19 protein-coding genes and 1 pseudogene are annotated in these 25,779 nt (G+C 68.0%); 10 read left to right on the top strand and 10 right to left on the bottom strand.

Annotated elements, in window-relative coordinates:
• Positions 1–28 precede the first annotated feature (28 nt).
• Entirely contained in the window at positions 29–2,707 is a 2,679-nt protein-coding gene (locus OV427_RS22865) for an Ig-like domain-containing protein (RefSeq protein WP_267858266.1), read from the top strand.
• A gap of 46 nt (positions 2,708–2,753) precedes the next feature.
• Here OV427_RS22865 and OV427_RS22860 read toward each other — a convergent pair whose 3' ends face one another.
• Positions 2,754–3,014 carry a hypothetical protein gene (locus OV427_RS22860; RefSeq protein ID WP_267858265.1) on the bottom strand — a complete coding sequence of 87 codons (261 nt, stop codon included), beginning with the start codon at positions 3,012–3,014 and terminating at the stop codon, positions 2,754–2,756.
• Between the two features lie 62 nt (positions 3,015–3,076).
• Positions 3,077–3,511: an RNA polymerase sigma factor gene (locus tag OV427_RS22855; RefSeq protein ID WP_267863467.1), complete on the bottom strand. Its 435-nt coding sequence runs from the start codon at positions 3,509–3,511 to the stop codon at positions 3,077–3,079.
• Between OV427_RS22855 and OV427_RS22850 the strand changes: the two genes are divergently transcribed.
• From OV427_RS22850 to OV427_RS50815, 3 genes and pseudogenes are all read left to right on the top strand, one after another.
• Positions 3,434–3,595, top strand: a complete 162-nt coding sequence (locus OV427_RS22850) for a hypothetical protein (RefSeq protein WP_267863602.1) — start codon at positions 3,434–3,436, stop codon at positions 3,593–3,595. The genes OV427_RS22855 and OV427_RS22850 overlap by 78 nt on opposite strands.
• A gap of 423 nt (positions 3,596–4,018) precedes the next feature.
• Positions 4,019–7,240: a MopE-related protein gene (locus tag OV427_RS22845; protein ID WP_267858264.1), complete on the top strand. Its 3,222-nt coding sequence runs from the start codon at positions 4,019–4,021 to the stop codon at positions 7,238–7,240.
• Positions 7,241–7,249: 9 nt separating this feature from the next.
• Positions 7,250–7,336, top strand: a pseudogene (locus OV427_RS50815) (MopE-related protein); the annotation flags it as partial.
• Between the two features lie 157 nt (positions 7,337–7,493).
• Here OV427_RS50815 and OV427_RS22840 read toward each other — a convergent pair.
• The 5 genes from OV427_RS22840 to OV427_RS22820 all read right to left on the bottom strand — a co-directional run bounded on the left by OV427_RS22840 (position 7,494) and on the right by OV427_RS22820 (position 12,623).
• Complete coding sequence (locus OV427_RS22840; protein ID WP_267858263.1) at positions 7,494–7,889, bottom strand: hypothetical protein; 396 nt, start codon at positions 7,887–7,889, stop codon at positions 7,494–7,496.
• 12 nt (positions 7,890–7,901) lie between these two features.
• The gene (locus OV427_RS22835) at positions 7,902–8,708 is read right to left on the bottom strand and encodes a hypothetical protein (protein ID WP_267858262.1); all 807 of its coding nucleotides are present in this window, start codon (positions 8,706–8,708) and stop codon (positions 7,902–7,904) included.
• 101 nt (positions 8,709–8,809) lie between these two features.
• Positions 8,810–9,874 carry a nicotinamidase gene (locus OV427_RS22830; RefSeq protein ID WP_267858261.1) on the bottom strand — a complete coding sequence of 355 codons (1,065 nt, stop codon included), beginning with the start codon at positions 9,872–9,874 and terminating at the stop codon, positions 8,810–8,812.
• A 66-nt stretch (positions 9,875–9,940) separates the two neighbouring features.
• Positions 9,941–11,812: a hypothetical protein gene (locus OV427_RS22825; protein ID WP_267858260.1), complete on the bottom strand. Its 1,872-nt coding sequence runs from the start codon at positions 11,810–11,812 to the stop codon at positions 9,941–9,943.
• Between the two features lie 4 nt (positions 11,813–11,816).
• Positions 11,817–12,623, bottom strand: a complete 807-nt coding sequence (locus OV427_RS22820) for a protein phosphatase 2C domain-containing protein (protein ID WP_267858259.1) — start codon at positions 12,621–12,623, stop codon at positions 11,817–11,819.
• A gap of 326 nt (positions 12,624–12,949) precedes the next feature.
• Between OV427_RS22820 and OV427_RS22815 the strand changes: the two genes are divergently transcribed.
• Positions 12,950–13,834 carry a hypothetical protein gene (locus tag OV427_RS22815; RefSeq protein WP_267858258.1) on the top strand — a complete coding sequence of 295 codons (885 nt, stop codon included), beginning with the start codon at positions 12,950–12,952 and terminating at the stop codon, positions 13,832–13,834.
• Between the two features lie 126 nt (positions 13,835–13,960).
• Positions 13,961–14,800, top strand: a complete 840-nt coding sequence (locus OV427_RS22810; protein ID WP_267858257.1) for a hypothetical protein — start codon at positions 13,961–13,963, stop codon at positions 14,798–14,800.
• 24 nt (positions 14,801–14,824) lie between these two features.
• Here the strand turns inward: OV427_RS22810 and OV427_RS22805 are convergent, their stop codons facing one another.
• From OV427_RS22805 to OV427_RS22795, 3 genes are all read right to left on the bottom strand, one after another.
• Positions 14,825–15,514, bottom strand: a complete 690-nt coding sequence (locus OV427_RS22805; RefSeq protein ID WP_267858256.1) for an NUDIX hydrolase — start codon at positions 15,512–15,514, stop codon at positions 14,825–14,827.
• Positions 15,515–15,592: 78 nt separating this feature from the next.
• Positions 15,593–16,600: a diacylglycerol/lipid kinase family protein gene (locus tag OV427_RS22800; RefSeq protein ID WP_267858255.1), complete on the bottom strand. Its 1,008-nt coding sequence runs from the start codon at positions 16,598–16,600 to the stop codon at positions 15,593–15,595.
• 82 nt (positions 16,601–16,682) lie between these two features.
• Positions 16,683–17,687, bottom strand: coding sequence for an SDR family NAD(P)-dependent oxidoreductase (locus OV427_RS22795; RefSeq protein WP_267858254.1), 1,005 nt, complete (start codon positions 17,685–17,687; stop codon positions 16,683–16,685).
• Positions 17,688–18,055: 368 nt separating this feature from the next.
• Between OV427_RS22795 and OV427_RS22790 the strand changes: the two genes are divergently transcribed.
• From OV427_RS22790 to OV427_RS22775, 4 genes are all read left to right on the top strand, one after another.
• Positions 18,056–19,792 carry an Ig-like domain-containing protein gene (locus OV427_RS22790; protein ID WP_267858253.1) on the top strand — a complete coding sequence of 579 codons (1,737 nt, stop codon included), beginning with the start codon at positions 18,056–18,058 and terminating at the stop codon, positions 19,790–19,792.
• Positions 19,793–19,957: 165 nt separating this feature from the next.
• Positions 19,958–21,412, top strand: coding sequence for a PEGA domain-containing protein (locus OV427_RS22785; RefSeq protein WP_267858252.1), 1,455 nt, complete (start codon positions 19,958–19,960; stop codon positions 21,410–21,412).
• A 106-nt stretch (positions 21,413–21,518) separates the two neighbouring features.
• Positions 21,519–22,937, top strand: a complete 1,419-nt coding sequence (locus tag OV427_RS22780) for an IgA Peptidase M64 (protein ID WP_267858251.1) — start codon at positions 21,519–21,521, stop codon at positions 22,935–22,937.
• A 120-nt stretch (positions 22,938–23,057) separates the two neighbouring features.
• Entirely contained in the window at positions 23,058–25,697 is a 2,640-nt protein-coding gene (locus OV427_RS22775) for a lamin tail domain-containing protein (protein WP_267858250.1), read from the top strand.
• The last annotated feature ends 82 nt before the right edge of the window (positions 25,698–25,779 follow it).

The raw sequence follows: 25,779 nt of genomic DNA, 5'->3' as shown, positions 1-25,779 counted from the left end.
CGCGCTCGCGGGAACCCTCGTAGGCTGTGTGATTGAGCCTCCCTCCGACGACTACTCGGACTGGGACGACGACTCCGACTGGCCCGACACCTCGGACCCGGACACGAGCTCTGGCGCTCCGGACTTCCGCATCGACTCCGTGACAGGTCCCTCGGACCTGGGGGCGACCTCGCAGAAGGTGCAAGCGCGCGTCTGCAACGGCGGCTCCGACTTCGGCCTGACGGAGGTGTCCTTCTATCTCTCCGCCGACCGTTTCGTGGACCCGACGGACCGCCTGCTGACGACGAGCTCGCGGGGCGGGCTCCTGGCGGGCGAGTGCGCGGACGTGTGGGCCTGGGTCACCGCGCCGTCCATTTCCGAGGGCCGGTACACGCTGGTCGCCGAGGTGGACCCGGCCTTCCTGATGCACGAGGACAACGAGGACGACAACCAGCGCGCGGGTGGCTTCGTCCGCGTGGACCGCACCCCGCCCCAGACGCCGGTACCGGCGTGGGCCGAGAACGGCACCACCGACGGCCATGCACTCACCGTCGAGACGGAAGCCGGCGCCACCGTGCGCGTCTACAGCGGCCCGGGCTGCACGGGCACCGAGGTGGCAAACACGACCGTGGACATGGGCGCGTACTGCGAGGTGCCCATCAGCGTGCCGTCAAACACCTCCAGCGGGACGTACTCGGTGCGGGCGTATGACGCCGCCGGCAATGGCTCCAGCTGCAGCCCGACGATGGAGTACCCGTACGGCGGCGGCACGGGCGGCACGACGCCGGTGTTGCTGCGCACGCGGCCCGGCTCGCCGGGGCTCAGCCTGCAGCCCATCTTCGACGGGCGCGCCAGCCCGCGCGCCACCGTGGAGCTCTTCCAGCGAGCTGACTGCGAGGGCCCGGTGGACGCGGTGGTGACGGCGGACTCCACGGGTGCCTTCAGCTTCCAGGGAACGGTGGCGAAGGACGCGAAGCTGACGCTGTCCGCGCGAGCGAAGGACGCGAGCGGCTACGGCCAGGACTCCGCGTGCTCCAACCCGCTGGAGTACCAGAACGACACCACGCCGCCCCCGGGGCCGGTCATCATCGACACGAAGTGGCAGTACACGAGCACGGGGCGCCAGCTCACGGTGACGGGCACGGCCGAGCCGGGCTCCACGGTGGGCATCTTCATCGACGTGGCGTGCACGGGGACGCCGGCGAAGACGGTGCAGGCGGACGCGGAGGGCCGCTTCAGCGCGACGATGCCGTTCGCCCTGGGCAACAGCCACCGCGTGTTCGTCGCGGCGAGGGACGCGCTGGGCAACGAGTCCACGTGCACGGAAGGGCCGGCGTACGAAGTGCGCTGCCCCGCGGGCACGGCGGACTGTGACGGCAAGTCCACCAACGGCTGCGAGGTGGACCTGACGACGGACGAGGACCACTGCGGGGCCTGCGGCACGACGTGCCAGGACAACGACTACGCGCAGGGCGTGTGCCAGGCGGCGACGTGCGGCAACACCTGCGAGCCGGGCTACTACGACTGCGACGGCAACGTGGCCAACGGCTGCGAGTCCACGTACGCGTGTCAGTCGACGGCGTGCACCATCGACCGCCCGAGCGAGCTGATGGTGACGGCGCTGTCGGTGGTGGAGGACCCGGTGCGCACGGCGCCCGGTGGCGCGTGGCACTTCGGAACGCTGATGAAGGCCATGGCGAATGGGCAGGACCCGTCGCCCATGGTGCGCGCGTGGCTGAAGACGTGGCAGACGAAGCAGGTGGTGAACGGGCTGGATTTGCCGGCGCGGCAGGAGATGCAGACGAAGGTGCTGGGCCCGTGGGAGCAGCGCAGCGGTGGGGCGTCCAGGCCGCTGGACTTCAGCAAGGCGCCGTTCCGGCTGCTGGCCATCGTCAACCGCATGGACCTGCGCCAGTCGGGAGTCCAGGCGGGAGAGGGCCGCTTCGTCTTCGGCGTGCTGGACGCGAATGGAGCGCCGCTCGAGTTCACCATCATCCTGGAGTACGCGCTGCCGGGCGGCACGAATGCGGACATCCAGACGTGGGCCAATGACTGGCACGCGCTGGGGAAGGTGGGGAGCGCGGGCTACAACGCGAAGCTCCAGGCGCTGACGGACCGGTTCGCGAAGGCGGGGGTGATGACGGGCCGCCAGGCGGGCAACGCGCTGAACCAGATTCGGACCAACGAGATTACGTTGGCCGAGCCCTGGGAGATGCGTGAGTTCAACCTCACGGCGCAGGGGCTGATGCCGGCGACGGTGAAGCTGACGCCCGCGATGCACTTCGAGAACACGGCGGCGCTGGCGAGCTACATCCAGCAGAACCAGGCGGACATCATCGCGGAGCGGCACACGGTGCCGAACAGCCTGAACGGGAATCCGTTCCTGGGGGCGATGGCGAGGACGCCGCTGGACTTCTTCTGGAGGGCGCCGGGCGTGAACACGGAGGCGCGGCACAAGTTCTCCATGAACACGTGCAGCGGGTGCCACTCGGGGGAGACGCAGACGGAGTTCCTCCACGTGGCGCCGCGAGTGGCGGGCAAGGCGGCGGTGCTGTCGCCCTACCTGAAGGGGACGACGGTGACGGACCCGGTGACGCACGCGACGCGCGTGTTCGACGACCTGGGCCGGCGAGCGGACGACCTGAAGGCGCTGGTCTGCCCCTCGGCCACGCAGCTCAAGTCGGGTGGGCTGGCGCCGTCCAACCTGCCGCCTGCTCGCGTGCACTGAGAAGGTCGTGACTCCGGGCACTTGTCGAGGAAGTGCCCGGAGTGACTCAAGCTCCGGACTCCGAGCGCCAGCGCGCAAGAAGACGTTGCCGATGGGCAGGCGAAATCTCCGAACCGTAGGTCCGGTCCAGAAGCCGGAGCTTCCACTCGGCGGAGCCTGGTACCAGTCCCTCTTCCCGCAGCGATGCAGCGATGAGCGCACGGGAGGCGGAGAACATGTCCGCCCCCATCTTGAGGCGCTCTTCCCCGGAGCGCCGAAGCAGCAAGGTCCGGACAAGCGCTTCGGCACGTGGAAGGGTGTCGTTCATCGCTTCACCTTCTCCAGCAGCGGCTTGATTCCCAGGTCCCGAGCCTGGCGCGCCACATCCTCTCATTGGTGACGCTGCGTGGAACAGGCACGTGCCCGCCCCGCGAATTGCCCGAGCATTCGCACCACGGTCCTCCGCGACACGCCCAGCACCTCGGCCACCTCGCCCTGCGTGTGGCCGTCCACGAAGTGCAGCAGGGCCGCGGTAAGCACACGCGGGGCTTCCGAGCGCGCCATTCGTTGCAGGTCCCGCGCTGCTTCTACACTTTCGATGCTCACATGGCTGCCAGGTGTTCCAGACTCGGAGCCCCCGCGCATTCGTTCGAGCCAGCCCTGCCTGCGCGCCCGCGAGCGGCACCGGTCCAGCGCTTTGTGGGTCACCATCTGGTACAGCAGCGTGAAGGCGGAGGCCTCACCGCGATGCAGCCCCGGGCTCGCTACCATCGCGAGGAAGACCTCCTGGAGGACATCCTCGGCCTCGTCCCGACTGCCAAGCAGGGCGCGTGCCCGCTGTTGGAGGGCACGCCCATGGTGGAGATAGAGCGTCGCGATGTCGGCCCCAGAGGCAGCCGGCGCACGTAGGGCCTCGGGCGAAGGACAAGCCTCCGGCGGCGGCCTCTGCCGCACGGGTGTAGATGGCATGAATGGGTTCCGTGTCGCCGAGACCGCAGCGCGTTGAATCATCTGCCCGCGGCCCATGGGAGCTCCGTCGTCCGGCTCCCTGACACGCGGCGAGTCGCCTTGCTGGAACTTGCTGTACGAATCTATTGCAAGAGGCTCAGCAGATACAAATCCATGGCAATTGTCCCAGGAAACCCTTCCCGGACGACGAAGCCTCCGCCTCTCACTCCCCTTCGGGACAGGGTCATGGACAACGCGCTGTATGGGTTTACCCCAATCCCCAACAGGGTCTCCTGCCACCCCGTCCCATGGGAAGCCCCTCGCTGAAATGCCATCCCGAGCCCTCTGAGAGGTGGCGCGTGAATGGCGATCAGGAGCAGTGCCTTGAGCAGACAAGACCTGGCAGGGCCACGGAGCCGCCTCACGGGCTGTGTGGCGGTCCTCCTCTTCGCGGCCATGGGCTGCGGTGAGCCGGAGCCCCTACTCGAAGATGGCAGTGAAGCCGCCACAACGCGTCACGAACTCACCTCGGTGAAGGTGCCACAGACCGTGGCCGCCGGTGCCTACCACTCCCTCTTCCTGAAGAAGGACGGGGAGGTCTGGACATGGGGCCAGAACGTGGCCGGGCAGTTGGGGACAGGCAGCACCAGCAGCACGCCGCAGTCCCAGCCCTCCAAGGTGAACGGGCTCCCCGCCATCAAGGCGATTGCAGCGGGTATCGCCCACTCGGTGGCGCTGGATGTCAGCGGCAACGTGTGGGTATGGGGCCAGAACGCCAACGGGCAGGCGGGCCTTGGCATCGCGGGTGGGACGGTGCTGGTGCCGACGAAGGTAGCGGCGCTCTCCAGCATCCAGGCCATCACGGCCAACGGGAACTTCTCCCTCGCGCTGGGCACGGATGGCCGGCTGTGGGCCTGGGGGCAGAACGCCTCCGGACAGGTCGGCACGGGTGCCACGAGCGCCTCGGTGGCCACGCCCACGGTGGTGCAGGGCCTGCCCACCCTCCAGACCATGGCCGCGGGTGTGAACCACGCGCTCGCGCTGGACGTGAATGGCAAGGTGTGGGGCTGGGGCCTGAACACGTCCGGACAGGTGGGCACGGGAAGCACCAGCGCCACGGTGTTGACGCCGACGCAGGCGACGGGGCTGCCGCGCGCCAAGGCGGTTGCCGCGGGCGTGGGCCACTCGCTCATCGTCGACGAGCAGTTCGGCAACGTGTGGGCGTGGGGTCAGAACACGTTCGGACAGGTGGGCACCGGCAGCACGTCCGCCACGCCCGTGCTGGCTCCCACTCCGGTGAGCGGCGTGTTCGCGGTCACGGCCATCGCCGCGGGACACAACAGCTCGCTGGTCATCATCGGCAACGGCCTGGTGAAGGCCTGGGGCCACAATGCCTCCGGCCAGCTCGGCAACAGCAGCACGGCGAACAGCGCCTCCGCCGTCAGCGTGACGGGGCTCGCGAATGCGAAGGCCATCGCCGCGGGTGCCCAGCACTCGCTGGCGCTGCGCCCGGGTTGTCCCGTGTGGGCCTGGGGCAACAATGGCCAGGGGCAGCTCGGTACGGGGACCACCAGCACCACGGCGACGACGGCGCCCGTGTCCACGCTGCTCATCAACACGTTCTACTTCGACGGCGACATGGACGGCTTCGGCGACGAGTACATCGCCGAACAGGCGTGTGACCCGTCTCCGGGCTTCGTGGAGGAGCTGGACTGCGACGACTACACGCCGACCACCTTCCCGGGTGCGCCGGAGCTGTGCAACGGGATGGATGACAGCTGTGACGGTGTGGTCGACGACGGCAACCCCAGTGGCGGTGAGGGCTGCGCGACGGGAAAACAGGGTGTCTGCGCGGCGGGAACCACGGCCTGTGCCGACGGCAGCGTGGTGTGCCAGCAGAACCAGGCCGCGTCCGCCGAGCAGTGCGACAACCTGGACAACGACTGCGACGGTGTGGCCGACGAGGGCAACCCTGGCGGCCTTGCGACGTGCGCAACGGGCCAGCAGGGCGTGTGCGGCGAGGGCGTGACGTACTGCACCCACGGCGCCATCGAGTGCGTGCAGAAGGAGCCGTCCTCGGCCGAGGTATGCGACAGCAAGGACAACGACTGCAACGGGCAGTCGGACGACGGACTGACCTTCCAGGCGTGGTACCGCGACCAGGACGGCGACAATTACGGCCTGGCTTCCCAATCCGTGCAGGCCTGCGCCCGCCCCACCGGATACTCCTCCAATCCCGGCGACTGCGATGACACGCAGTCGGGCCTCAACCCCGGCGCCACGGAAGTGTGCGACGGCGCGGACAACGACTGCGACACCCAGGTGGACGAAGGCCTGCCCGCGCAGGCGTGGTACCGCGACCAGGACGGGGACGGCTTCGGCAATGGAAGCCAGTCCGTCCAGAACTGCCGGCAGCCCGCGGGCTACGTCGCGGTGGCGACCGACTGCAATGACGGTAACGGGGCCATCAAGCCCGGCGCGGCGGAGGTGTGCGACGGCGTCGACAACGACTGCGACACGCAGGTGGACGAAGGACTGATGAGCACGTGGTACCGGGACGCGGACGGGGACGGCCACGGCAACGCGGCGCTGTCGACGCAGGCGTGCGCCCATCCGACCGGATACGTGTCGAACTCCAACGACTGTAATGACTCCAATGCGGCCATCAAGCCCGGCGCTACGGAGGTGTGCGACTCCGTGGACAACAACTGCAGTGGCGCCGTGGACGAGGGTCTCGCCACCATGGCCTGGTACCGCGACGCGGACGGCGACACCTACGGCACCTCGACCAACACCCTGCAGAAATGCAGCCAGCCCGCCGGCTACGTGTCGAATGCCAGCGACTGCAATGATGGGAACGGGGCCATCAAGCCCGGCGCCACGGAGGTCTGCGACGGCACGGATAACAACTGCAATGGCTCCACGGACGAGGGCGTAGGGGGCACGTGGTATCGCGACGCGGACGGCGACGGCTATGGCAACGCGGGTCTGCCCACGCAAGCGTGCTCGCAACCCTCCGGGTACGTGTCGAACAGCGCGGACTGCAACGACGCCAGCACGAGCACCCGACCTGGCGCCTCTGAGGTCTGCGACGGCGCGGACAACAACTGCAACGGCTCCACGGATGAAGGCGTGCTGTCGACCTATTACCGTGATTCGGACGGAGACGGTTACGGAAATACAAGCTCATCAACCGCCGCCTGCGGCCAGCCTGGTGGCTATGTGTCGAATGCCAGCGACTGTAATGACAACAACGCGAGCATCAGGCCTGGGGCGACAGAGGTCTGCGACTCCGTGGACAACAATTGCAGCGGACAAGTGGATGAAGGCGTGGGTACGACCTGGCACCGTGACGCAGACGGCGACAACTACGGGGATCCGAACCAGTCTGTGTATACCTGCTCCCAACCTGCCGGCTACGTGCTCAACAACACCGATTGCAACGATGGAGACACGTATGTCAGACCTGGAATGGCTGACATATGCCCCGACGGAATAGACAACAATTGCAATGGACAGGCGGATGAACCTGGATGCCAATTCAACTGCGAATTAGCCTGCGGAGGAGCCTGCATATTCGACCACGGACAGTATATCTGCCTTTAGCTTCCATAGCCAGGGGCAGCGGAGGTCTGCGACTCAGTGGACAACAACTGCAATGGGTCCACTGCCTCCCCCCACGACCATATTCCGAGTAGATGACCGCTTCAGGCCATGGGCCTGAAGCGGAACCGGAGCACTCGGCATGACAGGCGAGAGCCTTGCCCCTTGAATGTTGGCCTCGGAGCATTCGGGGCCATCTTTTCACTCCGCGCGTGAGCCAAACCTCGGCGCGGGGCCCGCAGCCCCCTCCCTACCGCTAGAGCCTCGCGACGCAGGCCTCGAAGCCATACCGGCTCACCGCCTCTTCCGCCGAAACGAACCGCATCGTGGCGTTCCACTCTCCGGTGTCACACCCGCTGGAGCCCGACCGCTCCAGCTCGGCCAACCTCCCATCCGTCAACAGCACGAGACAGCTCCCACCGAAGAACTCGAAGTTCAGGTTCTCGCCCCGGGTCTGCGTGTAGCGGTCCACGAGCACGAACCCGCGTTCCTCGAAGGACTCCGTGTGGACAATGGGGCCGCCGTACAGCCCACCGTTGTGACCTTCCTGTTGCGTGTGGCGCCGCGTCAACTCCGACGCCCGGAGCGCGAGGTTGCTCCTCGCGATGCGTTCCCTGAGCATCTCCGCGCTCCTGCTCAACAGCTCGTCCATCTCAACCTCCCGTCACCGCCCGAATCCACCCAGCGCCGTCCTGCTGAAGCTCGCCGCGCCCTGGCTCACCTTCACAGCGCTCTGGCTGAACACCTGGAACGCTGCCCGAATCTCCTGCGCCTTCTGTCCCGGCGTCAGAATCCACTTGTCCTCGATGCCCATCTCCCGGAACACGCGGCGGAAGTCCGTGCTCCCGTCATCAATCCCCATCGCCGCGATGATGTGATTCTCCGCCCGTTGCAGGTCCTTCACCAGCGCCGCCACGTCCTTCGGCCTCGCCTTCTGCGAGTGCATGTCCGCGCCGTCCGTAATCAACAGCGTCACCGTCCGCACCGGCACGCCATTGCCGCTGAACTCCTGCGACTTCGCCAGCACCGTGCCCAGCAACACCACCGCCTGGTCATACAGCGGTGTCCCCTGGTCCGCCCGGTAGTTCCCCGAGTGCATCCGCACCACGTCCTCCAGCGGCCGGAACGGGTTCAGCACATTCCCATTCAGGTAGCGCGTGTGGAACAGCACCCCGTCCTTCTGCTTGCTCGCCAGGAGCGCGTCGAGCACCAGGTTGTGCCCGTCGCACACCAGCTTCTCGTGCCCCGCATTCGAGATGCTCCCCGAGTCATCCGGCATCACCGTCACCAGCACCACCTCGCTGGCCTGCACGTCCTCCACGCACACGCCGAGCCCCGCCTGAATCTGCGCCCCCAGGTCCACCACCGTCAGCGCCTGCAACCCCGCCGGGCTCAGCAGGCCCTCCGCGTGCGCGGTGCTGAAGAGTTGCTGAATGCCACTGCCATTCCCACCGCTCGCCTTGCTGCTCATGTCCCCTGCTCCTTCGCCCTCTCCCGGAGGGCATGGCTCCGCCGTTCCCACTCCCGTCAGGGAGCAGGTCCCGCATTCACTCGATTGCCGTCAGGTGCCGCTCAGGCGATGCGCAGGTCCGGCCAGCTCGCCAGCGGGTCCGTGGACTTCACCAGGTGCATGCCCGCGTCCGCGAAGCGCTTCAGCGCCGCATCCGCCTGCGGCGTGAAGTCCGCCGCGAAGCCGCCCTTCCCGTCCGGCACCGTCACCGCCGACATGCAGTCCGTGAGCAGGTACACCTTGCGAGCCAGCGCCGCGTCCTGCGCGACAATCTCCCCCAGCAGGTCGTCGATGGAGCTCTTCACGCAGTGGCTCGCGGCCTGGCCGCCAATCACCACCGCGTCCGCCGTCAGCAGCGTCTTGAGGAACTGGGTATTCCGCTGCGCCAGCGGCTGCCCGTCATGCCGCGACAGCACCTCCGGCCGCATCACCGAGTAGTTCTCCGTCAGCGGGTTGCCGCCCTTCACCTCCGCCCACGACTGCATGCCGCGCGCGAAGGAGTGGAACAGCCGCGCCTCCTGCACCACGCCCGCCAGCGCGTGCCCGTCGCTGCCCAGCAGGCAGTGCGGCGGCCACAGGTACAGCGTGTACTTCCCCGCTCGCTCCAACTCCTCGCAGTAGTACTTCACCTGCTTGAGCAGCCACGGGTAGTTGCCCCCGCACAGCCACTTCGCCATCGCGGGATTCGGCCGCGCCTGCCCGCGCTCAATCTGCTCGCGCGTCACCTCGCGGTACGCGGTGAGCGGCTTGTCGTCCTGGTCCACCCAGAAGGACGGGAAGAAAATCTGGTACGCGAAGTGGGTGTCGAGCGTCGCCGTCACATTCGTGAGCGCGCCGAGGTTGCGGTAGATGAACTCGGCGATGCGGCGGCTGTCGTCCACCGCGCCGCGCCCACTGCGTCCCGCCACGTAGAGCGAGCCCTCGGGGAAGCAGAAGTCCTTCTGCACGTCGATGAGCAGCAGGTGCAGGTTGAACTTGTCCGTCGCCGCCACGGAGACGTCATTCGCCGCCCGCCAGGTTGCGGCGGCCTCCTGGAGCTTCCCGGCGTTCGGCCCGTAGCCGTACTGCCCCGCGTGGTCTGCCTTGTAGAACCCCGGCAGCGGCAGCTCCTTGATTTGCGTCCTCATCGTCCTACCCCCTGTGTGTCGCGAGGGCCCCCGGCCCGCGCGCGTTGAAAGGAACGTTCCTTCCGCTCAGGACATCCGCAGCGCGGAGATGTCCTGCCGGCCCACCACCGCCAGCCCCTGTTTCACGAGGAAGAGCTGGCTGCCCGAGTCCACGAAGGGCTCGGCATCCGGGAACTCGCGCACGGCCTCCAGCCGGCCCTGCCGCAGCTCCACCCGGACGAGCCCCGCGTCCGTCGCACAGAACAGCGCATCCCCCGCCGCGCACCGTCCCCGAGGCCCACTGCCCAGCCACGAGCCGTCACCCGCCTCGGCCACCGCGCTCGCGCGCACCGTCCCGTCCGAGCCCACCACCACGCAGTGGTGCACCGTGCGCCCACTGGCCTGCTCCACCAGGAACAACCACGCATTCGGCCCGTCGAAGATGCACTCCGCATCCACCAACTGGCCCGAGGGCCACGGCAGCGCGAGCCCGTCCTTCAGCCCGGTGCGCCCCGCGTCGAAGACGAACGCCCCGCGCAGCCCGCCCGCCCGGTGGAAGCCCAGCCCGAAGCGAGGCCCCACGAAGAGGCGCGTCTGCCCCTCCAGCACGTCGCCGATACGCTCCGCGCCGTACGCACCGTCCCGCCACAGGCCGCCTCCCGCGGCCCAGTAACGATGACGCGCGTTGGCGGCGAAGGCCGGCTGGCCCTCGGGCGCGTCCACCCCCACGCGCTCCGCCGGCTTCCCCGGTGCCAGCACCGCCACCTCCCCTGCCCGCCCGACCAACGTGACGTCGCCTTGCAGCCCCCACCGCAGCGACGGGTCCAACGGCCCGCGCAGCACGACGCGCCCGTCCTCGCGCCGGTACGCGCCTTCCGCGTGGTACAGCCAGCGCAGGGCACCGTCCTCGGCACTGGCGTGCACCAGCACTCCACGCGTGGAGAACAGGCGCGTCGCCGTCACCTGCCCGCGCGCCGAGGTGACAGGCGTCACCGTGGCCGTAGCGTTCGGCTGGCACGTGGGACACGCCCCGCGCGCATGCTCCACGCCGCACGAGGCGCACGCGGTGAAGCGCAGTCCCTCCAGCAACGGCAGCGGGAAGACGCCGCGCAGGTCCTCCACGAAGACGCGGTGCAGGTGGTGCAGCACGTCGTCCGGCAGCGTGGCCAGCGGCATCGCGGGCTTGGGGTACTGCACCTCCGGGTGGAAGACGGTGACGCGCTGGAGCACCCGGCCCGCGGGCGTCGTGCGCCCCGCCGGAGTCTTCGGCCGGTGCACGCCGCCATGCGGCCCCACGCACAAGAGGCCCTGCATCACCGTCACCGCGAAGGCATACCAGTCACTGTCCGCCGACGCGGGCCGCGCGGGCACCAGGCCGCTGGCGGTGCCGACGCGCAGCGGGTCCAGGAACCGCTCGGTGAACACCGGGCAGAGGAACGCGCCGAACTGGAAGCTGTCCGCGTCGATGAAGTACGCGTCCGCCACGCCCGCCACCAGCACGTTGAGGTCGTTGAAGTCCCCCACCACCACACCCGACGCGTGCACGGCGTCGAGCGTCCGGTGCAGCCCGCGCAGCACCTCCACCACGCGCGCGGACGTGGCACCGGCGCGGCGGAACGACGGCTCACCGAAGCGGCGCAGCGGCTCCACGGCGTCGAGCTTGCGCATCGCATAGCCCAGCACCGTGTGCCCCTTCTTGTCCGTGGCGAGCACCTGCGGCACCACCACACGCCCGGGCAGTCCCGCCGGGAAGGCGCGCAGCTTGCGCTGGTGCTCATCCAGCCGGACGCGCGCGGCGGCCTGCTCCGCGGGCAGCCCCGTGTAGTCGGGATGCTCGGGCGGTTTGAACACCTTGAGGGCGCGGCCGTCACCCAAATCGAAGACGTCCGCCTCGCCGCCCTTGCCCAGCGCGTGCGCCGGGTTCAGCCGTACCTTCTTCCCCTCGAGCCATACGTCCATGGCGTCACGCCCTCCCCATGATGCGGCGACGCAGCACCACGAGCGTCGTGTCGTCCGGCAGCAGCCCCGGCGTGCGCACCACGCGACGGGCGTCGAAGTCGGCACGCACGGACTCGCGGTTGAGCAACGCCAGCCGGCGCCGCAGCGCATCCGGGTTGGCGAAGTACCGGTCCTCCGTCCAGAGCCGGGACAGCGGACCCACCAGCTCGTCCTTCTCGGGGATTCGCGCCGAGGCGAGCCGCTCCAGGTCCACCACCCCATCCGTGCCGAGGAGCAGCGCGTGCACGTCCTCGGTGGGAATCAGCGCCTGCGTGGACAGCGGCACGTCGTCGGCGCGCATCAGCGCATAGGCGAGGTACGGCGGCGCATTCCCTGGAAAGGGCCCGAGCGGATGCACCTCCCCGTTGAGCGCCCACACCCCGTCCCCCGCGGAGAAGATGAGCGTCTTCGCGGGCGTCACCACCGCGCCCACCACGGTGAAGAGGAAGTCCGCCAGTGCCTCGCGGCCCAACTCGCCCCGTAGCTCGCCCAGGAGGCACAGCAGGTCCTCGCGCAGGCCCGGCAGGAAGGAGGCCGCGTCCACGCGCTCGCCCTCCGCGAGCCGCTGCTGCGCCGCCTGCACCAACCGCCGCACGCCGAGCTGCGCGCCCAATTCGCTGCACGGCTGGCTGCCGCACCCGTCCGCCACGACCGCCACCAGCCCGTGCTCACTGGCGCGGATGCACAGCGCATCCTGGTTGTTGCGCCCCGCCCGAGCGTGCTCCCGGCCCTGCACCGAAGCGGCGGCGATGTCGAAGGGCAGCGCGGACATGACTCTCCCGTGGCCCTCTTCGGGCACGGACAGCGGGACGACGCATAGGGCGGCGCACCTCGTCCGTGGACTCCCCACGGACGGCGGCCTCCACACGCCCCTGGAAGCGGGCGCCGCGAGCGCGCCTCTCCTCTCGTGGCGCGGCGGGCGGTGCCTCGTTTCCAGGTTCGTGTTTCTACGACACCAACATAGTGTCCGTTTGACACCTTGTCAAATCAATCGGGGCCGTTCGCACCGGAGGGCACGGTCCAAGTGGGCTTGTGCACAGGTCAGGCGTGGAGACGCTGTCGCGTAGGATGACGAAATGTCACCGCGAGGAGCCCGCCATGCGCCCCGTTCGTCTCGCTGAAAACCGCCTGGCCGTGCCCGGAGTCATCGGCGTGCGCTCCCCGGGTGGCCTGTCCTTCGGCCACCAGGTGCACGTGCTCACCGGACCCGACGCGGGGTTCCCCGAATACCAGCCGCTGGATGAGTGGAAGAGCGAAGTGGCCCTGGTCGATGTGCGCGCGCTCCCACCCGAGCTGCGGAAGGAGGCCGGCCTCGAGCTGCCCGACGTGGAAATCGCGGAGCTCGAAGCCTCCCGTCGGGAGATGATGGAGCTGGAGCTGACCTTCGACTACGAGGACCGGAAGCTCGCGGAGTTGGCCCTCCAGCAGCGAGCGCGGCTCACGCCCCTGGAAGAACAGGCACGCCGCGTCCTCGAGGCCCACGGGTATGAATACTGGTTGGCCGGCTTCACGCGACACTCCGACTCGCTGTGGGTGCACCGCATGGGCGGGCCCACCCCCATCAAGGCGTGGACCAACCGGTGGTATGAAACCCGCGTGGACACGGCGGACGATGTGCCGCCGAGCTGGCTGCGACTCGAGCAGTACTACGAGCTCCGGCGCGTGCGCTGGGCGGACCGGGTGCTGCGGGCACTGAGCGGCGGCGCGGTGACGGAAACGGGGCTCCTGTTCGCGCGCCAGCGCGGAGACGGCAGCGAGCTGCTGGAGGACGACCTCGCCCGACAGGGTGTCGAGGTGGCGGCACGGATGGCCGCGGGAGCGGACGAGGTGCTGATTCCCCTCCACGGGCCGGCACGGCGGGTGCGGCTGCCCGCCTTCACGATGACCGTCAGCGAGGTCCATCCCCTCGACAAGCCCGCGAGCCAGCACGAAGCCCGGGTGCCCGCCGAGGATACCTGGGTACTCACGAGAGACCTGCGCTGATTCCGCCGTCGGCACGGTCCTTCGCGCGGACGCTCGGATAGAATGACGGGAGCACCTCGACAGGAGCCCGCCATCCGTCCCTTTCGTCTTGCTGAAAACCGCCTGGCCGTGCCGGGAGTCATCGGCGTGCGCTCCCCCAGCAGCCTGTCCTTCGGGAAGAGGGTGCACGTGCTCCTTGGCCCCGACGCGGGCTTTCCCGAGGCGCATCCGTTGGCGGAGTGGAAGAGCGACGTGTCCCTGGTCGACGCGCGCGAGCTTCCGCCCGAGCTGCGCAAACAGGCCGACCTCCGGCTCCCCGAGGAAGAGCGCGCCGAGTTCGAAGTCTATCTCTGGGAAATGGCGGAGCTGGACGCCGAGTTCGCGCCCGACACGCGTGAGCTCAAGGCGCTGGCGCTCGACCAGCTCGCCAGGCTGACGTCCCTGGATGCGCAGACGCGCCACTTCCTCGAAAGCCATGGGCAGGCGTATTGGCTGGCCGGCTACACGCGACACTCGGACACGCTCTGGGTCCACCGCGAGGGTGGCGCCACCCCGTCCCACTCCTGGGTCAACTGGCGGGACGCGGTGCGCCAGGACGAGGACCCGGGAGCGCCGGGCTGGCTGTCACAAGAGGCCTGGTCCGACCTCTGGCGCGCCCGCTGGGCGGACCGCGTGCTCCGCGCGCTCAGCGGCGGCGTGGTGACGGAGGCAGCGCTACTGCTCGCCCACTCCCACAAGGGCTCGCAGAACCTCCTCGAGGACGACGTCACCCAGGCCGGCATCGAGGCCGCGGAGCGCATGGCCGAGGGTGCGGACGAAGTGGAGCTCCCCCTTCACGGGCCCGCGCGGCGCGTGCGGCTGCCCGGCTTCACCATGACTGTCTGGGAGAAACATCCCCTCGACATCAAACCCGGCGAGCCCGCGCCCTCGCACGAAACCCACGTCCCCGCCGAGGATGCGTGGGTGCTCGTGAATGAGCAGGGATGAGCCTTCGGGCCCCGCTTCAAAGCCTCACAGCTCGAAGTTGAAGCCCGCCTTCTCCAGCTGTTTGTACTTCTTGTGGTCGAACCGGTAGAGGCGCGCGGCGCGGTGGGAGACGTCCTGCTCCACCTCGTCCAATTCCTCCAGCAGGTCCATGGCGAGAATCTTCTTGCGGAAGTTCCGCTTGTCGAGCTGCCGCTCCAGGATGACTTCGTACAGCCGCTGGAGCTGCGTCAGGGTGAACTTGGGCGGCAGCAGCTCGAAGCCGATGGGCTGGTAGCGGACCTTGCCCTTGAGCCGCTGCAGCGCGGTGGCGAGGACGTCCGCGTGGTCGAACGCCAGCTTCGGCGCGTCCCACACGGAGAACCACGCCGCCTCTCGCGCGTCCGTGGCCGCGTGCAGCGTGTGGTCGCTGAGCTTCACCAGCGCGAAGTACGCCACCGTGACGACGCGCCCGCGCGGGTCCCTCCCCGGGTCGCCGAAGGTGTAGAGCTGCTCCATGTGCCCCGGGCGGATGCCGGCCTCTTCCTCCAGCTCGCGGCGCGCGGCGGCGTCCAGGGACTCCTCCATGCGCACGAAGCCGCCGGGCAGCGCCCAGCGCCCCGCGTAGGGCTCCACGCCCCGCCGGATGAGCAACACCTTCAGGTCGTCTTCATCCTGGCCGAAGACGACGCAGTCCACCGTCAAGGCGGGCCTGGGATACTCGTAGGTGTGACTCACGGCTCCATCCGTTCGCGGGCGCTGGACTGGATGCACCCATAGTGTCCAGCGCACACCCCGGTCAAGCCGGGCCCGCGACTACACCCGCACCATGCGCGACAGCTGGCGCCAGTCGACGAGCTGGACGCTCTCTTCCGCCAGGTCGAACTCCAGCGAGCGGCGCATGCCGATGACGTCGCCGCCCATCTGGAAGGGCACCTCGCGGTCGAAGTCCATGCGCACGCGCTGGACGAACCAGTCGTGCATGCGAGGCAGGGGGTGCTCGCCGCGCCACAGCTTGAACATGTTGCGCGTGGCCTCCAGCACGGTGGCGCCGTAGACGCGCACGGACAGCCGGTGCGGCACGGCCTGCGCGAAGGGGAAGGCCTTGAAGCCGAAGCCCCACTCGGGCGTGGTGGCCGCGCCGGCGACGCCCGCGGGCCCCTGGTACAGCAGCGCGCCCTTGTCCCCATGGGCCACCGGCTGCACCGCGCCCCGCGCGTCCAGGGTGAGCGCGGTGTCACCCATGTTGTAGACGGACACCTGCGGGTTGCCGTCGCCGAAGACGTGCCGGGGCACCGTGCGGGTGAACATGGCCCCGAGGTAGCCGCGCAGGCCCGCCTGGGTGCTGTGCAGCGGCCCGGCCATGGCGAGCTGGTTCTTGAAGTCCTGAATCATCTCCGCGTCCCAGCCGGTGCCAGCGAAGGGGGCGACCTTGCCCTCCACGCGCACCAGGGAGAAGGGACGCAGGGGCGGCAGGCGCTCGCCCACCGCGGCAATCTGCTTCAGCGCCACCGCGGGCCGGGGCGCGCCGGTGACGCGGGCCCAGGCATTGCCGGTGCCCAGCGGCAGCACGCCGATGGCCGGCAGCGCCACGCCCGCCATGCGCAATTCATTGAGGAGCCCGGTAATCGTGCCGTCCCCTCCGCCCGCGAGCAGCAGCCTGGGAGGGTTGGGCCGGAGCGTGTCCGAAATCCAGCTCCGCGCCTCCTCGAGAGAGCGGGTGAGCGCCACGCGCGCCCGGGGGAGGAAGCGCTCCACGAGCCCTCCTACTCCTTCGGTGCCGCGGCGGGCGCGCAGGTTCACGAGGACGGCGATGTCGGTCATGGCGGGCGGACTCTCCCCAGGCTGTGTCATGGCCCGGTCACAGCGCCGCAACCCGGGGCGGCTCGTGACGCAAAGATGACCCTCAGCTGGCCAGCGCGTGGGCCACACGCACTCCGAGTCTTCGTCCTGCCCCTCCCCTGCGGAAGGAGGCGGCCGCTACCGCCAGTCCTCCGGCCCACAGCAGCCGGCGCAGCCACTGCTTGCCGGCCGAGTGGTAGCCGCCGGAGGTGCCGGTGCCCTCGGCCATGGGCCGGAAGAGGCTGCCGGAGGTGTGTCCCTGGCGCACCTTCTCGAAGTGCTGGGACTCGGTGACGCCGCGCATGGTGCGCTCGAAGGTGGCCGGCATGAGGCCGTGCATGGCGGCGAAGCTGCGGGCGGCGGGGCCGACCCTGATTTCGTGCCGGGGGCTGCGCAGGACGCGGAGGATGGCGCGGGCGACGCGCTCCGGCGTGTAGACGGGCTCCACGGGGCGGATGCGCCAGCCGGTGTAGTTGGCGGTGTGCTGCCACAGCGGCGTGTCGACGGCGGCGGGGAGCACGGTGCACACGTCAATGCCGGTGTTGAGCAATTCCTGGCGGACGGAGGAGGAGAAGCCCCGCACGGCGTGCTTGGAGGCGACGTAGGCGCTGACGTACGGCGCGGCGACGGTGCCGAAGGTGGAGGAGACGTTGACGAGGGTGCCGTAGCCCTGGTGACGGAACTGCGTCACGGCGACGCGGGTGCCGGTGACGGTGCCGAAGAAGTTGGTCTCCATGAGCTGGCGGAAGGCGTCGTCGGGCGTCTCTTCCAGGCTGCCCATGAGGTAGACGCCCGCGTTGTTGATCCACGCGTCGAAGTGGCCGAAGGCACTGAGTGTCTCGTCGGCGAGGTGCCGCACGGCGGCGGGGTCCGAGACGTCCGTGGGGACGACGAGGGCGCGGACGCCGCGGGACTCGCACTCGCGGGCCAGGTCATCCAGTGGCTCTTCGCGGCGGGCGGCGAGGACGACGTGAGCGCCCTTCTTCGCCAGGGCGAGCGCGGTGGCGCGGCCGATTCCACTGGATGCGCCGGTGATGACGATGACCCGGTCCTTCCAAGCACGCTTCATAAGCCACGGTCTCCTTGCCGGGCCGAGCCCCTGCCCCCCATGGCCCCAACCCCTTCGCGAAGATGGGGATGGGACGTTGCGACGCACCCGGCCATCGCAAGCTCGTTTGGGGGGCAGGCGGCGGAGCGGACGGGGGTCCACGGACGGGACGGGGGCCGTCCGTACTCCCGTGGGGTTTCAGTCCGGATGGACAGGGGATGGGGGCGGGCAAGGGTCGGAAATGACTTGGGTTTCTGGGGAGTGGGGGTGGTTTGGAGGAAGGCGGGGAGGCTTGGTATGTGCGCTCGACTGTCGGGTAGCGGACGGAACGCTCCCTGCACCGGCTCCGAGCCATGAACTCCCCAAGACCTTTCTTCTTGCTGCCCTGGGTGGCTGTCGTCGTCCTGTCTTCAACGGCGTGCATCAGCGTGCCGGATATCGAACCCGCGAAGGCGGAGGTGCGCATCACCTCGCCGGAGGGGCTGGCCTACACGAATGGGGTGTTGGAGGTCAGGCTGGAGGTGACGGGGCATACGCCCGAGCGCGTCGAGCTGCTGAAGGACGGCGAGGTGCTGGCGGAGGTGGCGGCGCCGTACGTGTACGCGTGGGACACGGCGGGGGTGGCGGAGGGGTCGCACCAGTTGGTGGCGCGGGCGGTGTTCGGGGAGGTGACGTTCGCCAGCGAGGCGCGGGAGGTGGTGGTGGACCGGACGCCGCCGCAGGTGGTGTCGCGGACTCCGGAACCGGGGGCTCAAGATGTCTGGGTGAAGAGCCCGATTCAGGCCGTGTTCTCCGAGCCGGTGAAGGTAGGCACGCTGACGAGTGAGTCCGTGCGGTTGAGCGTGGGTGGGGTGGAGGTGGCCCGGACGGTGGCAGTGTCGGCGGATGGGCGGACGGTGACGGTGGTGCCGGGGGAGGGGTATGTGCCTTCGAATCCCGTCACGCTCGAGTTTCTACCCCAGGCGACGGATCGTGCAGGCAACAGCGTGAAGCTTGCCGAGGGATGGACGTGGCTGGTCCCCTACTGGGTTCCGTGGGGAAGTGCGGACAATGCCATTGTCGGCAATCAATCCGGCTGGGTCGAAAAATACGCATACGATGACACAGGCAACCTGACAGCAATCTGGCGAATCACGAACAGCAACAGCTTCTCTATTCTTGCCAAGAGATTCGAATCTGGCGAATGGAAGCCGCTTGGCCCAAGTCTGGCATCAGCCAAGAATGACTGGGAAATCCCTTCCAAGGACCTAATACTGGATGGCAGTGACACTCCCATTATCGCCTGGAGTCAGGTGGGCAACGCGAGCGCCGTTGAAATCTCGATCAAGAAATGGGTCGACAATCAATGGGTGAACTTCGGGAGTGGGTTGAGTTCTACCGATGGCTTTCCCAGGAGACATTTCTTCGATCTGCAGACAAGCCCTCGTGGCAACCCCAGCATCGCATGGAGCGCAGAGGATAGCGCTGGTACTACGGGCAAACTGTGCACGAGCGAATGGCGAACTTTCGAATGGGCGCCGATCGGCCCATGCATTGATATCCTGATCAATCCCGTCTACCACACCAATCCGGCACTGAAATTCTCCCCCTTCGGGAACGCCACTGTTGCATGGTTCGAAACCCGAGACGACTACAACAAGATATTCGCCAGTCAGTACGTCAATGGGACATGGACGCGGCTTGCTAGCGGCAACGAAGAACACGGTACCGATCTCCAAATCGCCAGCATTTCGATGACATTCAATGGTAGCGGGTTGCCGACAATCGCTTGGAACTCCTGGATAGGGGAAGAGAACTACGCCCTCGCTACAGAGCACTGGAGTGGAGAGGATTGGCTACTTCTGGGTGCCCAACCTCCGTTTCGCCCCATAAACCCCTGGTCAAGCCATTCACTCCAGGCCGATTCAACCGGCACTCCATTCCTCACCTGGGCAAACGGCCGGATTCACGTGCAACGCTGGGCTGGCACAAGCTGGCAGCTCCTGGATGACGCGTCCAACTCCGAGGCCGATAGCTACGTGACTTCCGAGTCGCTGCAACTCACCCAGTCAGGAGACCTCATCCTGACCTGGTTTCACTCCGCCGGAGATGAAACCCGTCTACGGGCGCGTCGGCTCAACCGGTAACAGACAGACTCAATCATGCAAGAGGCGTTCGCCATCTCAATGGAACTCCACTGCACGTCCAGACCATCTCAACCGCATCCCAAGGTTGGTTCGATGCAAGCACTCCGTGTAATTGCCATTCTCATCGCGGCCCTCCCTCTTTCGACGTATGCAGCACCGCGCCGCATGGTGGTAGCCAGCGGCGACTGCACCGACGCGGAGTTGGGCGGCCAGACCAAGGCCTTCCTGGACACACTCGCCTCTCGTCCCGAACAGGACGTGCTGACGGCCACCGAGTTCGGCGAGCGACTCTTCCCCCAGTCGTCCAAGAGCTTCGAGGACCTGCAGCGGCAGCTCGAAGCCGCCCAGGACCACTTCTACGAGGGCCGAAACGCCAAGGCCGCCCAGGCCCTCGACGAAGCCCTCCAGCAGATCACCCGCCTCCCCGTGGGCGAGCCGCGCTGGAAGCTCTATGTGGATGCCCAGCTCCTCCACGGCCTGAACTACCGCGCCCTGGGTAAGCCGAAGGAGAGCGACACCGCGTTCCGCAACGTCCTCCGACTCCAGCCCGACTACGAGCTCGACCCGGACCAGTTCGCGCCCTCCGTCCGCCAGGGCTTCGACAAACTCCGGCGTGAGCTCGCCAAAGCGCGCAAGGTGAAGCTGTCCGTGAAGTCCACGCAGCCCGCCTCGGACGTGTACCTGGACGGACTCAAGGTCGGCCAGACGCCCGTGACGCTGGAGGTGGCTGCCGGCACCTACGACATCACCCTGGTGAAGGGCACCACCACCAGTTTCCCGCGCCAGGTCCAGGTGCAGGGCACGGACATGCCGCTGCTCATCGACGTGGCCTACGAGGGCTCCGTCTCCGCCAGTCCCTTTCCGTGCCTCGCGTCCCGAGACGGCAATGACGAGCGGACGCTCAGCCATTCCGTCCGGTTGGGCGGCACGCTCGGCGTGGAGGAGGTCATCGTCGTCCGCCTGGAGCGCCCGAGCAGCGGGCCGAAATGGTTCGCCGCCACCGTGCTCAACGTCGAGGGTGGCCAGAAGTTGCGCGAGGGCGGATTCAAGACGCAGGGCCTCGACGCTCCGGCAGAGGCCCTCTCCGCCCTGGTGGACTTCGTCACCACTGGCCGCTCCCCTTCCAATCTCGTGGTGATGAACTCCAACGGCAAGGCTCCGTGGGAGCAGGCTGGAAGCGTGGACAAGTCGGGCGGCTCGCAGGGAGGAATGGACCTCAGCGCACCCAGTCGCCTCTCGGAAGGTGTGGAGGACACGGCGGTGCCTCACTCCACCTCAGGTCTGCGCACGGCGTCCTATGTGGCGCTTGGAGTGGGGGCGGCGGCGCTGGGCGGCGCGGGCGTGGTGCGGCTCCTCGCGCAGAAGGACCTGGATGCGCTGGAGAAGCGGCTCGACAACGGCCGCATCCTCTCGACCGACAAGGAGTCTCTGGTGCTCCGCGACTCGCTGGCCCAGAAGGGCAATGTCCTGACCGGGCTGCTCGTCGGAGGAGGAGCCGCGGTGGCTACCGGCGCCGTCCTTTTCCTGCTGTCACCGTCCTCGGCTACGCCTCCTCCTGTGTCCGTGGGCGTCTCCATGGACGGAGATGGCGCGTCCGCCACACTGTCTGGCTCGTTCTGAGGCTGCCGTCATGGCGTGTCCTGGTCATTGCGCCAAGACACCGCCATGGGCAGGGCCAGCTCACTGAAGGACAGCGTGTGCCCCGATGGAGGCGTAGAGTGCGCGCATGATGCGTGCCCTCCTGTTCCTGCTGTTGGCCACGAGCGCCTCCGCCGCGGCCCCTCGCACCTTCCGCGTCGACTACTTCCACACCGGCAACGCCACCGAGGAGCGCTTCAGCCTCGACAAGATGGTCATCGAGCCGCTGCCCTGGCCCGGGCACCCGGCGCGCGCCATCGACGAGACGAACCTCGGCAAGTACCTCTTCGAAGTGCGCGACAGGGCCACCAACCGCCTCCTGTTCTCACGCGGCTTCGCCTCCATCTACGGCGAATGGGAAATCACGACCGAAGCGAAGAGCCTGCACCGCACCTTCCACGAGTCGCTGCGCTTCCCCGCGCCGGAAGGCCCCGTCCAGGTGCTCCTCAAGAAGCGCGACGCGCAGAACGCCTTCCGAGAGGTGTGGTCGCTCGTCGTTGACCCGAAGGGCATGTTCGTGGACCCGTCCTCACCGCCGGCACCCGGTCCGCTGCTGAAGTTGGTGGAGAACGGGCCGCCGGAACAGAAGGTGGACCTGCTCATCCTCGGCGACGGCTACACCGAAGCCGAGCGCCCCAAGTTCGAGAAGGACGCCCGCCGCATGGCGGACATCCTCTTCACCTTCTCTCCCTTCAAGGAGCGCAAGGGAGACTTCAACGTCTGGGGACTGATGCCCGCCGCCGCGCAGTCCGGCATCTCCCGGCCGTCCACCGGCATCCACCGGCGCTCGCCCGTGGGCACCACGTATGACGCCTTCGGCAGCGAGCGTTACGTCCTCACGTTCGACAACAAGGCGTTCCGGGAGGCCGCCGCCTTCGCGCCCTACGAGTTCGTGGAAATCCTGGCCAACGGCAACACCTACGGCGGCGGAGGCATCTTCGGCCTCTACGGCACCGTCGCCGCCGACAGCCTGTGGGCGCCGTACGTCTTCGTCCACGAGTTCGGCCACCACTTCGCTGGCCTGGCGGACGAGTACTACACCTCCGAGTCCGTCTACGCCCCCACCGAGGAGCGGCTGGAGCCCTGGGAGAAGAACGTCACCGCGCTCCATGACCCGGAGCAACTGAAGTGGAAGCACCTGATGGCGCCGGGCACGCCGCTCCCCACGCCCTGGAACAAGGAGGGCTATGAGAGCCACTCCAACACCGTGCAGAAGCAGCGGCGCCAGATTCGCGCCCAGCGCAAGCCGGAGACGGAGATGGACGCCCTCTTCGTGGCCCAGCGGGACTGGGAGGAGAAGTTCTTGTCCTCCCAGAAGTTCTCCGGGCGCGTGGGTGCCTTCGAAGGCGCCATGTACGAGCCGAGGGGGTATTTCCGACCCCAGCTCGACTGCGTGATGTTCACCCGAGACAGGGTGCCGTTCTGCGCGGTGTGTCAGAGCGCAATCACTGAGGTCATCGACCTCTACGCGGGACCGGCGGCGAAGGTTCCGCGCGCCAGTCCTTGAACACCTGACAATTCAAGCGATCCCCGAGTGAAATGCCCGTGACTCGGGGGGCGAGCAATGGACCCTCTCCGGGTTCGGGTGTAAGGGGGGCGAAGACCTGTATCCCTGGGAGGGGAACGCATGCTGAGACGGAATTGGCTTCCGGCTCTTTTGACCGCCGTGCTGGTGACGGTGGGAACGGGCTGTGGAGACGAGTGCACCGACGCGTTCGACTGTCGTAACGACAACGGGCAGCCGGACCCGGGCAGGGAATGGACCTGCAGCGACGGCACGTGCTCGCAGCGTGACATCACCCAGCCGCCTCCCGTGGACGCGGGGACTGACGCGGGCACGGATGCCGGCACCGACGCGGGGACTGATGCGGGCACGGATGCCGGCACCGACGCGGGGACTGATGCGGGCACGGATGCCGGCACCGACGCGGGCGTGAAGGCGTGCACCGACACGGCCCAGGGCGCGGGTCAGGACCAAGGCTGCACCGCCGCGACTCCTGTCTGCGACACGGCGAACGACAAGTGCGTGGCGTGCCTCGACTCGGCTCAGGCTGGTGCCCAGGACACGGGCTGCGCTGCTGCGGCTCCTATCTGCGACACCACTGCGGCCAGCGGCGCGGGCGCGTGCAAGGTGTGCCTCGACTCGGCCCAGGGCAACACGGCGGACCAGGGTTGCAACTCACCCACCAACATCTGCGACACCACTGCGGCCAGTGGCGCCGGTGAGTGCAAGGTCTGTGTAACGACCGATGGCACCACGGTCGGTTGCCAGGGCACCCAGACCTGCAACGCGGCGGGCACGGCCTGCGAGGGCTGCGCTGATGACACTTCGTGTGCCACGGAGACCCCGGTCTGCCGCACGGACACGCAGCCGACCACCTGCGTCGAGTGCACCGCCGGCAGCCATGCCCGGTGCGATGCGAGCAAGCCTTCGTGCAACAGCAACTTCTGCGGCTGCTCCTCGGATACGCAGTGCACGGACACGCCGGATAGCAACCGCGACTTCTGCGACACCACTGCCAACAACGGCCGCGGCGTGTGCGAGGTGTGCATCACGGACGCCAACTGCGCCTCCGTGGACGCGAACCGGCCCCTCTGCAACAACCGGACGGCTTGCGTGCAGTGCCTCACCAACGCGAACTGCACCCTGACCCAGGTGTGCAATGCGTCGGGCACCTGCGAGAACTCGACCGTCACCACGACTCCGGCGGAGACGAGCGCGCAGATCACGGCCTTCCTGTCGGCCGCGTTCGGGACCGTCGACCTGCCCATCACGGGCGCATTCGTCACCTACATCAAGCCCGCGGTTACGGGCAGTGGCGCCACTGACAAGCCGGGCTTCTTCGTCCAGGCCGAGGCGGCGGGCCCCGCGATGTTCGTCTCTGACGCGGCGGCGCTCGGCCAGGTCGCTGTTGGCGACCGGGTGAGCTTCACGGTCACGGAGCGTAGCAACTCCGCAGCCTCCGGCGACGCTGGCGTTATCACCACGGGCATGCGTATCGCGCTCACTGTGACCAACCTGACGGTCATCAGCAGGGGCCACCCGGTCCAGAACCTGTCCGGTGCGACTCCCGCCGGCCTCAAGTCCAACGTCTCCGCTGCTTCCGACCTGGATACGGCGGACAACTACGAGAGCCGGCTCGTTGCGTTCAGCGGCACCATCGCCGATGCAGGTACGGGTAGCGGTGGCGGCTTCACGGCCTACCCCATCACCACCGAAGGCGAGACTCAGCAAGTCGCCAATATCCGGCTCCGCGTGCCTGCGACCCTGGCCACTGAGCTCGACATTGCCTCGACCTGCTCCTTCTCGGTGCAGGTGGGACCGGTGTGGCGGTTCAACGCGGTGACCCAGCCTTCGGCCTTCACCGCGTCCGACATCCAGCTGTCGAACTGCCCTGCCCCCAAGCTCGTTTCGGCACGAGCGCTGAGCGCCACCTCGGCCCAGCTGACGTTCGACAGGAAGATCGCCGCTGCATCCGCGCAGGCCACGGACTTCACCATCAACAACTCGCTGACCGTCTCGGGTGCTACGACGAACGGCTACACGGTGGTGCTCACCACGTCTGACCAGACCAGCGGTACCGCGTATACCGCGACGGTCTCTGGAGAAGTGACGGACCTGCTTGGCAAGCCCGTGGGCAGCACTGGGAACACCGCCAACTTCTCCGGGTATACGCCTCCCCCCCCACCCGCGCCCATCGTCATCAACGAGGTGGACTACGACATGCCCGGTGCCGGTGACGCGAACGAGTTCGTGGAGCTCTACAACCGGTCCACGACCTCCATCCCGCTCGCCAACCTCTTCCTCGTGCTCGTCAATGGCGCCAACAGCACGAGCTACCAGAAGATCGCCCTGTCCGAGGCTGGCACGACGCTCGAGCCCGGCGAGTACCTCGTCGTCGGCTCCGCCAACGTTGTCGGTCCCCTTGCCGGACGCCCCGGGGTGAAGACGTTGCAGAAGGGCACCACGGATTACATCCAGAACGGCCCTCCGGATGCCGTGTCCATCTACGACGGAAGCACGGATAAGTTGGTCGATTCGCTCTCCTACGAAGGTAACATTACGCAGGCCACCATCACCGGCACGGCGACCAAGTTCGACCTCCGGGAGGGGACCGGGGACACGACGACTCTTGAGGACAGTGGTTCGGTGGCGGGCTCGCTGAGCCGCGACGCGACGTCGACCGACACAGGCAGCAACGTGGATGACTTCCGGTTCACCACCACGATTACTGCGGGCGCGGTCAACAGCATCACCGTGCCGTAAAGGTGATGCGGCATTGAGCCGCAGCGCACATTGAGAGGAACTGCACGGGCGACTCCTGCCAGCCAGGGGTCGCCCGATGCAT

It is taken from the genome of Pyxidicoccus sp. MSG2 (assembly GCF_026626705.1).
GTDB lineage: Bacteria > Myxococcota > Myxococcia > Myxococcales > Myxococcaceae > Myxococcus.
The sequence above is the reverse complement of the archived record's forward strand: the minus strand, read 5'-3'. Positions and strand labels throughout refer to the sequence as shown.

What these genes read in the sequence shown, in the direction of transcription:
- OV427_RS22860 (WP_267858265.1), bottom strand. Translation starts at nt 3,014, where the DNA reads ATGAACGACACCCTTCCACGTGCCGAAGCGCTTGTCCGGACCTTGCTG.
- OV427_RS22850 (WP_267863602.1), top strand. Translation starts at nt 3,434, where the DNA reads ATGCAGCCCCGGGCTCGCTACCATCGCGAGGAAGACCTCCTGGAGGAC.
- OV427_RS22840 (WP_267858263.1), bottom strand. Translation starts at nt 7,889, where the DNA reads ATGGACGAGCTGTTGAGCAGGAGCGCGGAGATGCTCAGGGAACGCATC.
- OV427_RS22835 (WP_267858262.1), bottom strand. Translation starts at nt 8,708, where the DNA reads ATGAGCAGCAAGGCGAGCGGTGGGAATGGCAGTGGCATTCAGCAACTC.
- OV427_RS22830 (WP_267858261.1), bottom strand. Translation starts at nt 9,874, where the DNA reads ATGAGGACGCAAATCAAGGAGCTGCCGCTGCCGGGGTTCTACAAGGCA.
- OV427_RS22825 (WP_267858260.1), bottom strand. Translation starts at nt 11,812, where the DNA reads ATGGACGTATGGCTCGAGGGGAAGAAGGTACGGCTGAACCCGGCGCAC.
- OV427_RS22820 (WP_267858259.1), bottom strand. Translation starts at nt 12,623, where the DNA reads ATGTCCGCGCTGCCCTTCGACATCGCCGCCGCTTCGGTGCAGGGCCGG.
- OV427_RS22815 (WP_267858258.1), top strand. Translation starts at nt 12,950, where the DNA reads ATGCGCCCCGTTCGTCTCGCTGAAAACCGCCTGGCCGTGCCCGGAGTC.
- OV427_RS22800 (WP_267858255.1), bottom strand. Translation starts at nt 16,600, where the DNA reads ATGACCGACATCGCCGTCCTCGTGAACCTGCGCGCCCGCCGCGGCACC.
- OV427_RS22795 (WP_267858254.1), bottom strand. Translation starts at nt 17,687, where the DNA reads ATGAAGCGTGCTTGGAAGGACCGGGTCATCGTCATCACCGGCGCATCC.
- OV427_RS22785 (WP_267858252.1), top strand. Translation starts at nt 19,958, where the DNA reads ATGGTGGTAGCCAGCGGCGACTGCACCGACGCGGAGTTGGGCGGCCAG.
- OV427_RS22780 (WP_267858251.1), top strand. Translation starts at nt 21,519, where the DNA reads ATGATGCGTGCCCTCCTGTTCCTGCTGTTGGCCACGAGCGCCTCCGCC.
- OV427_RS22775 (WP_267858250.1), top strand. Translation starts at nt 23,058, where the DNA reads ATGCTGAGACGGAATTGGCTTCCGGCTCTTTTGACCGCCGTGCTGGTG.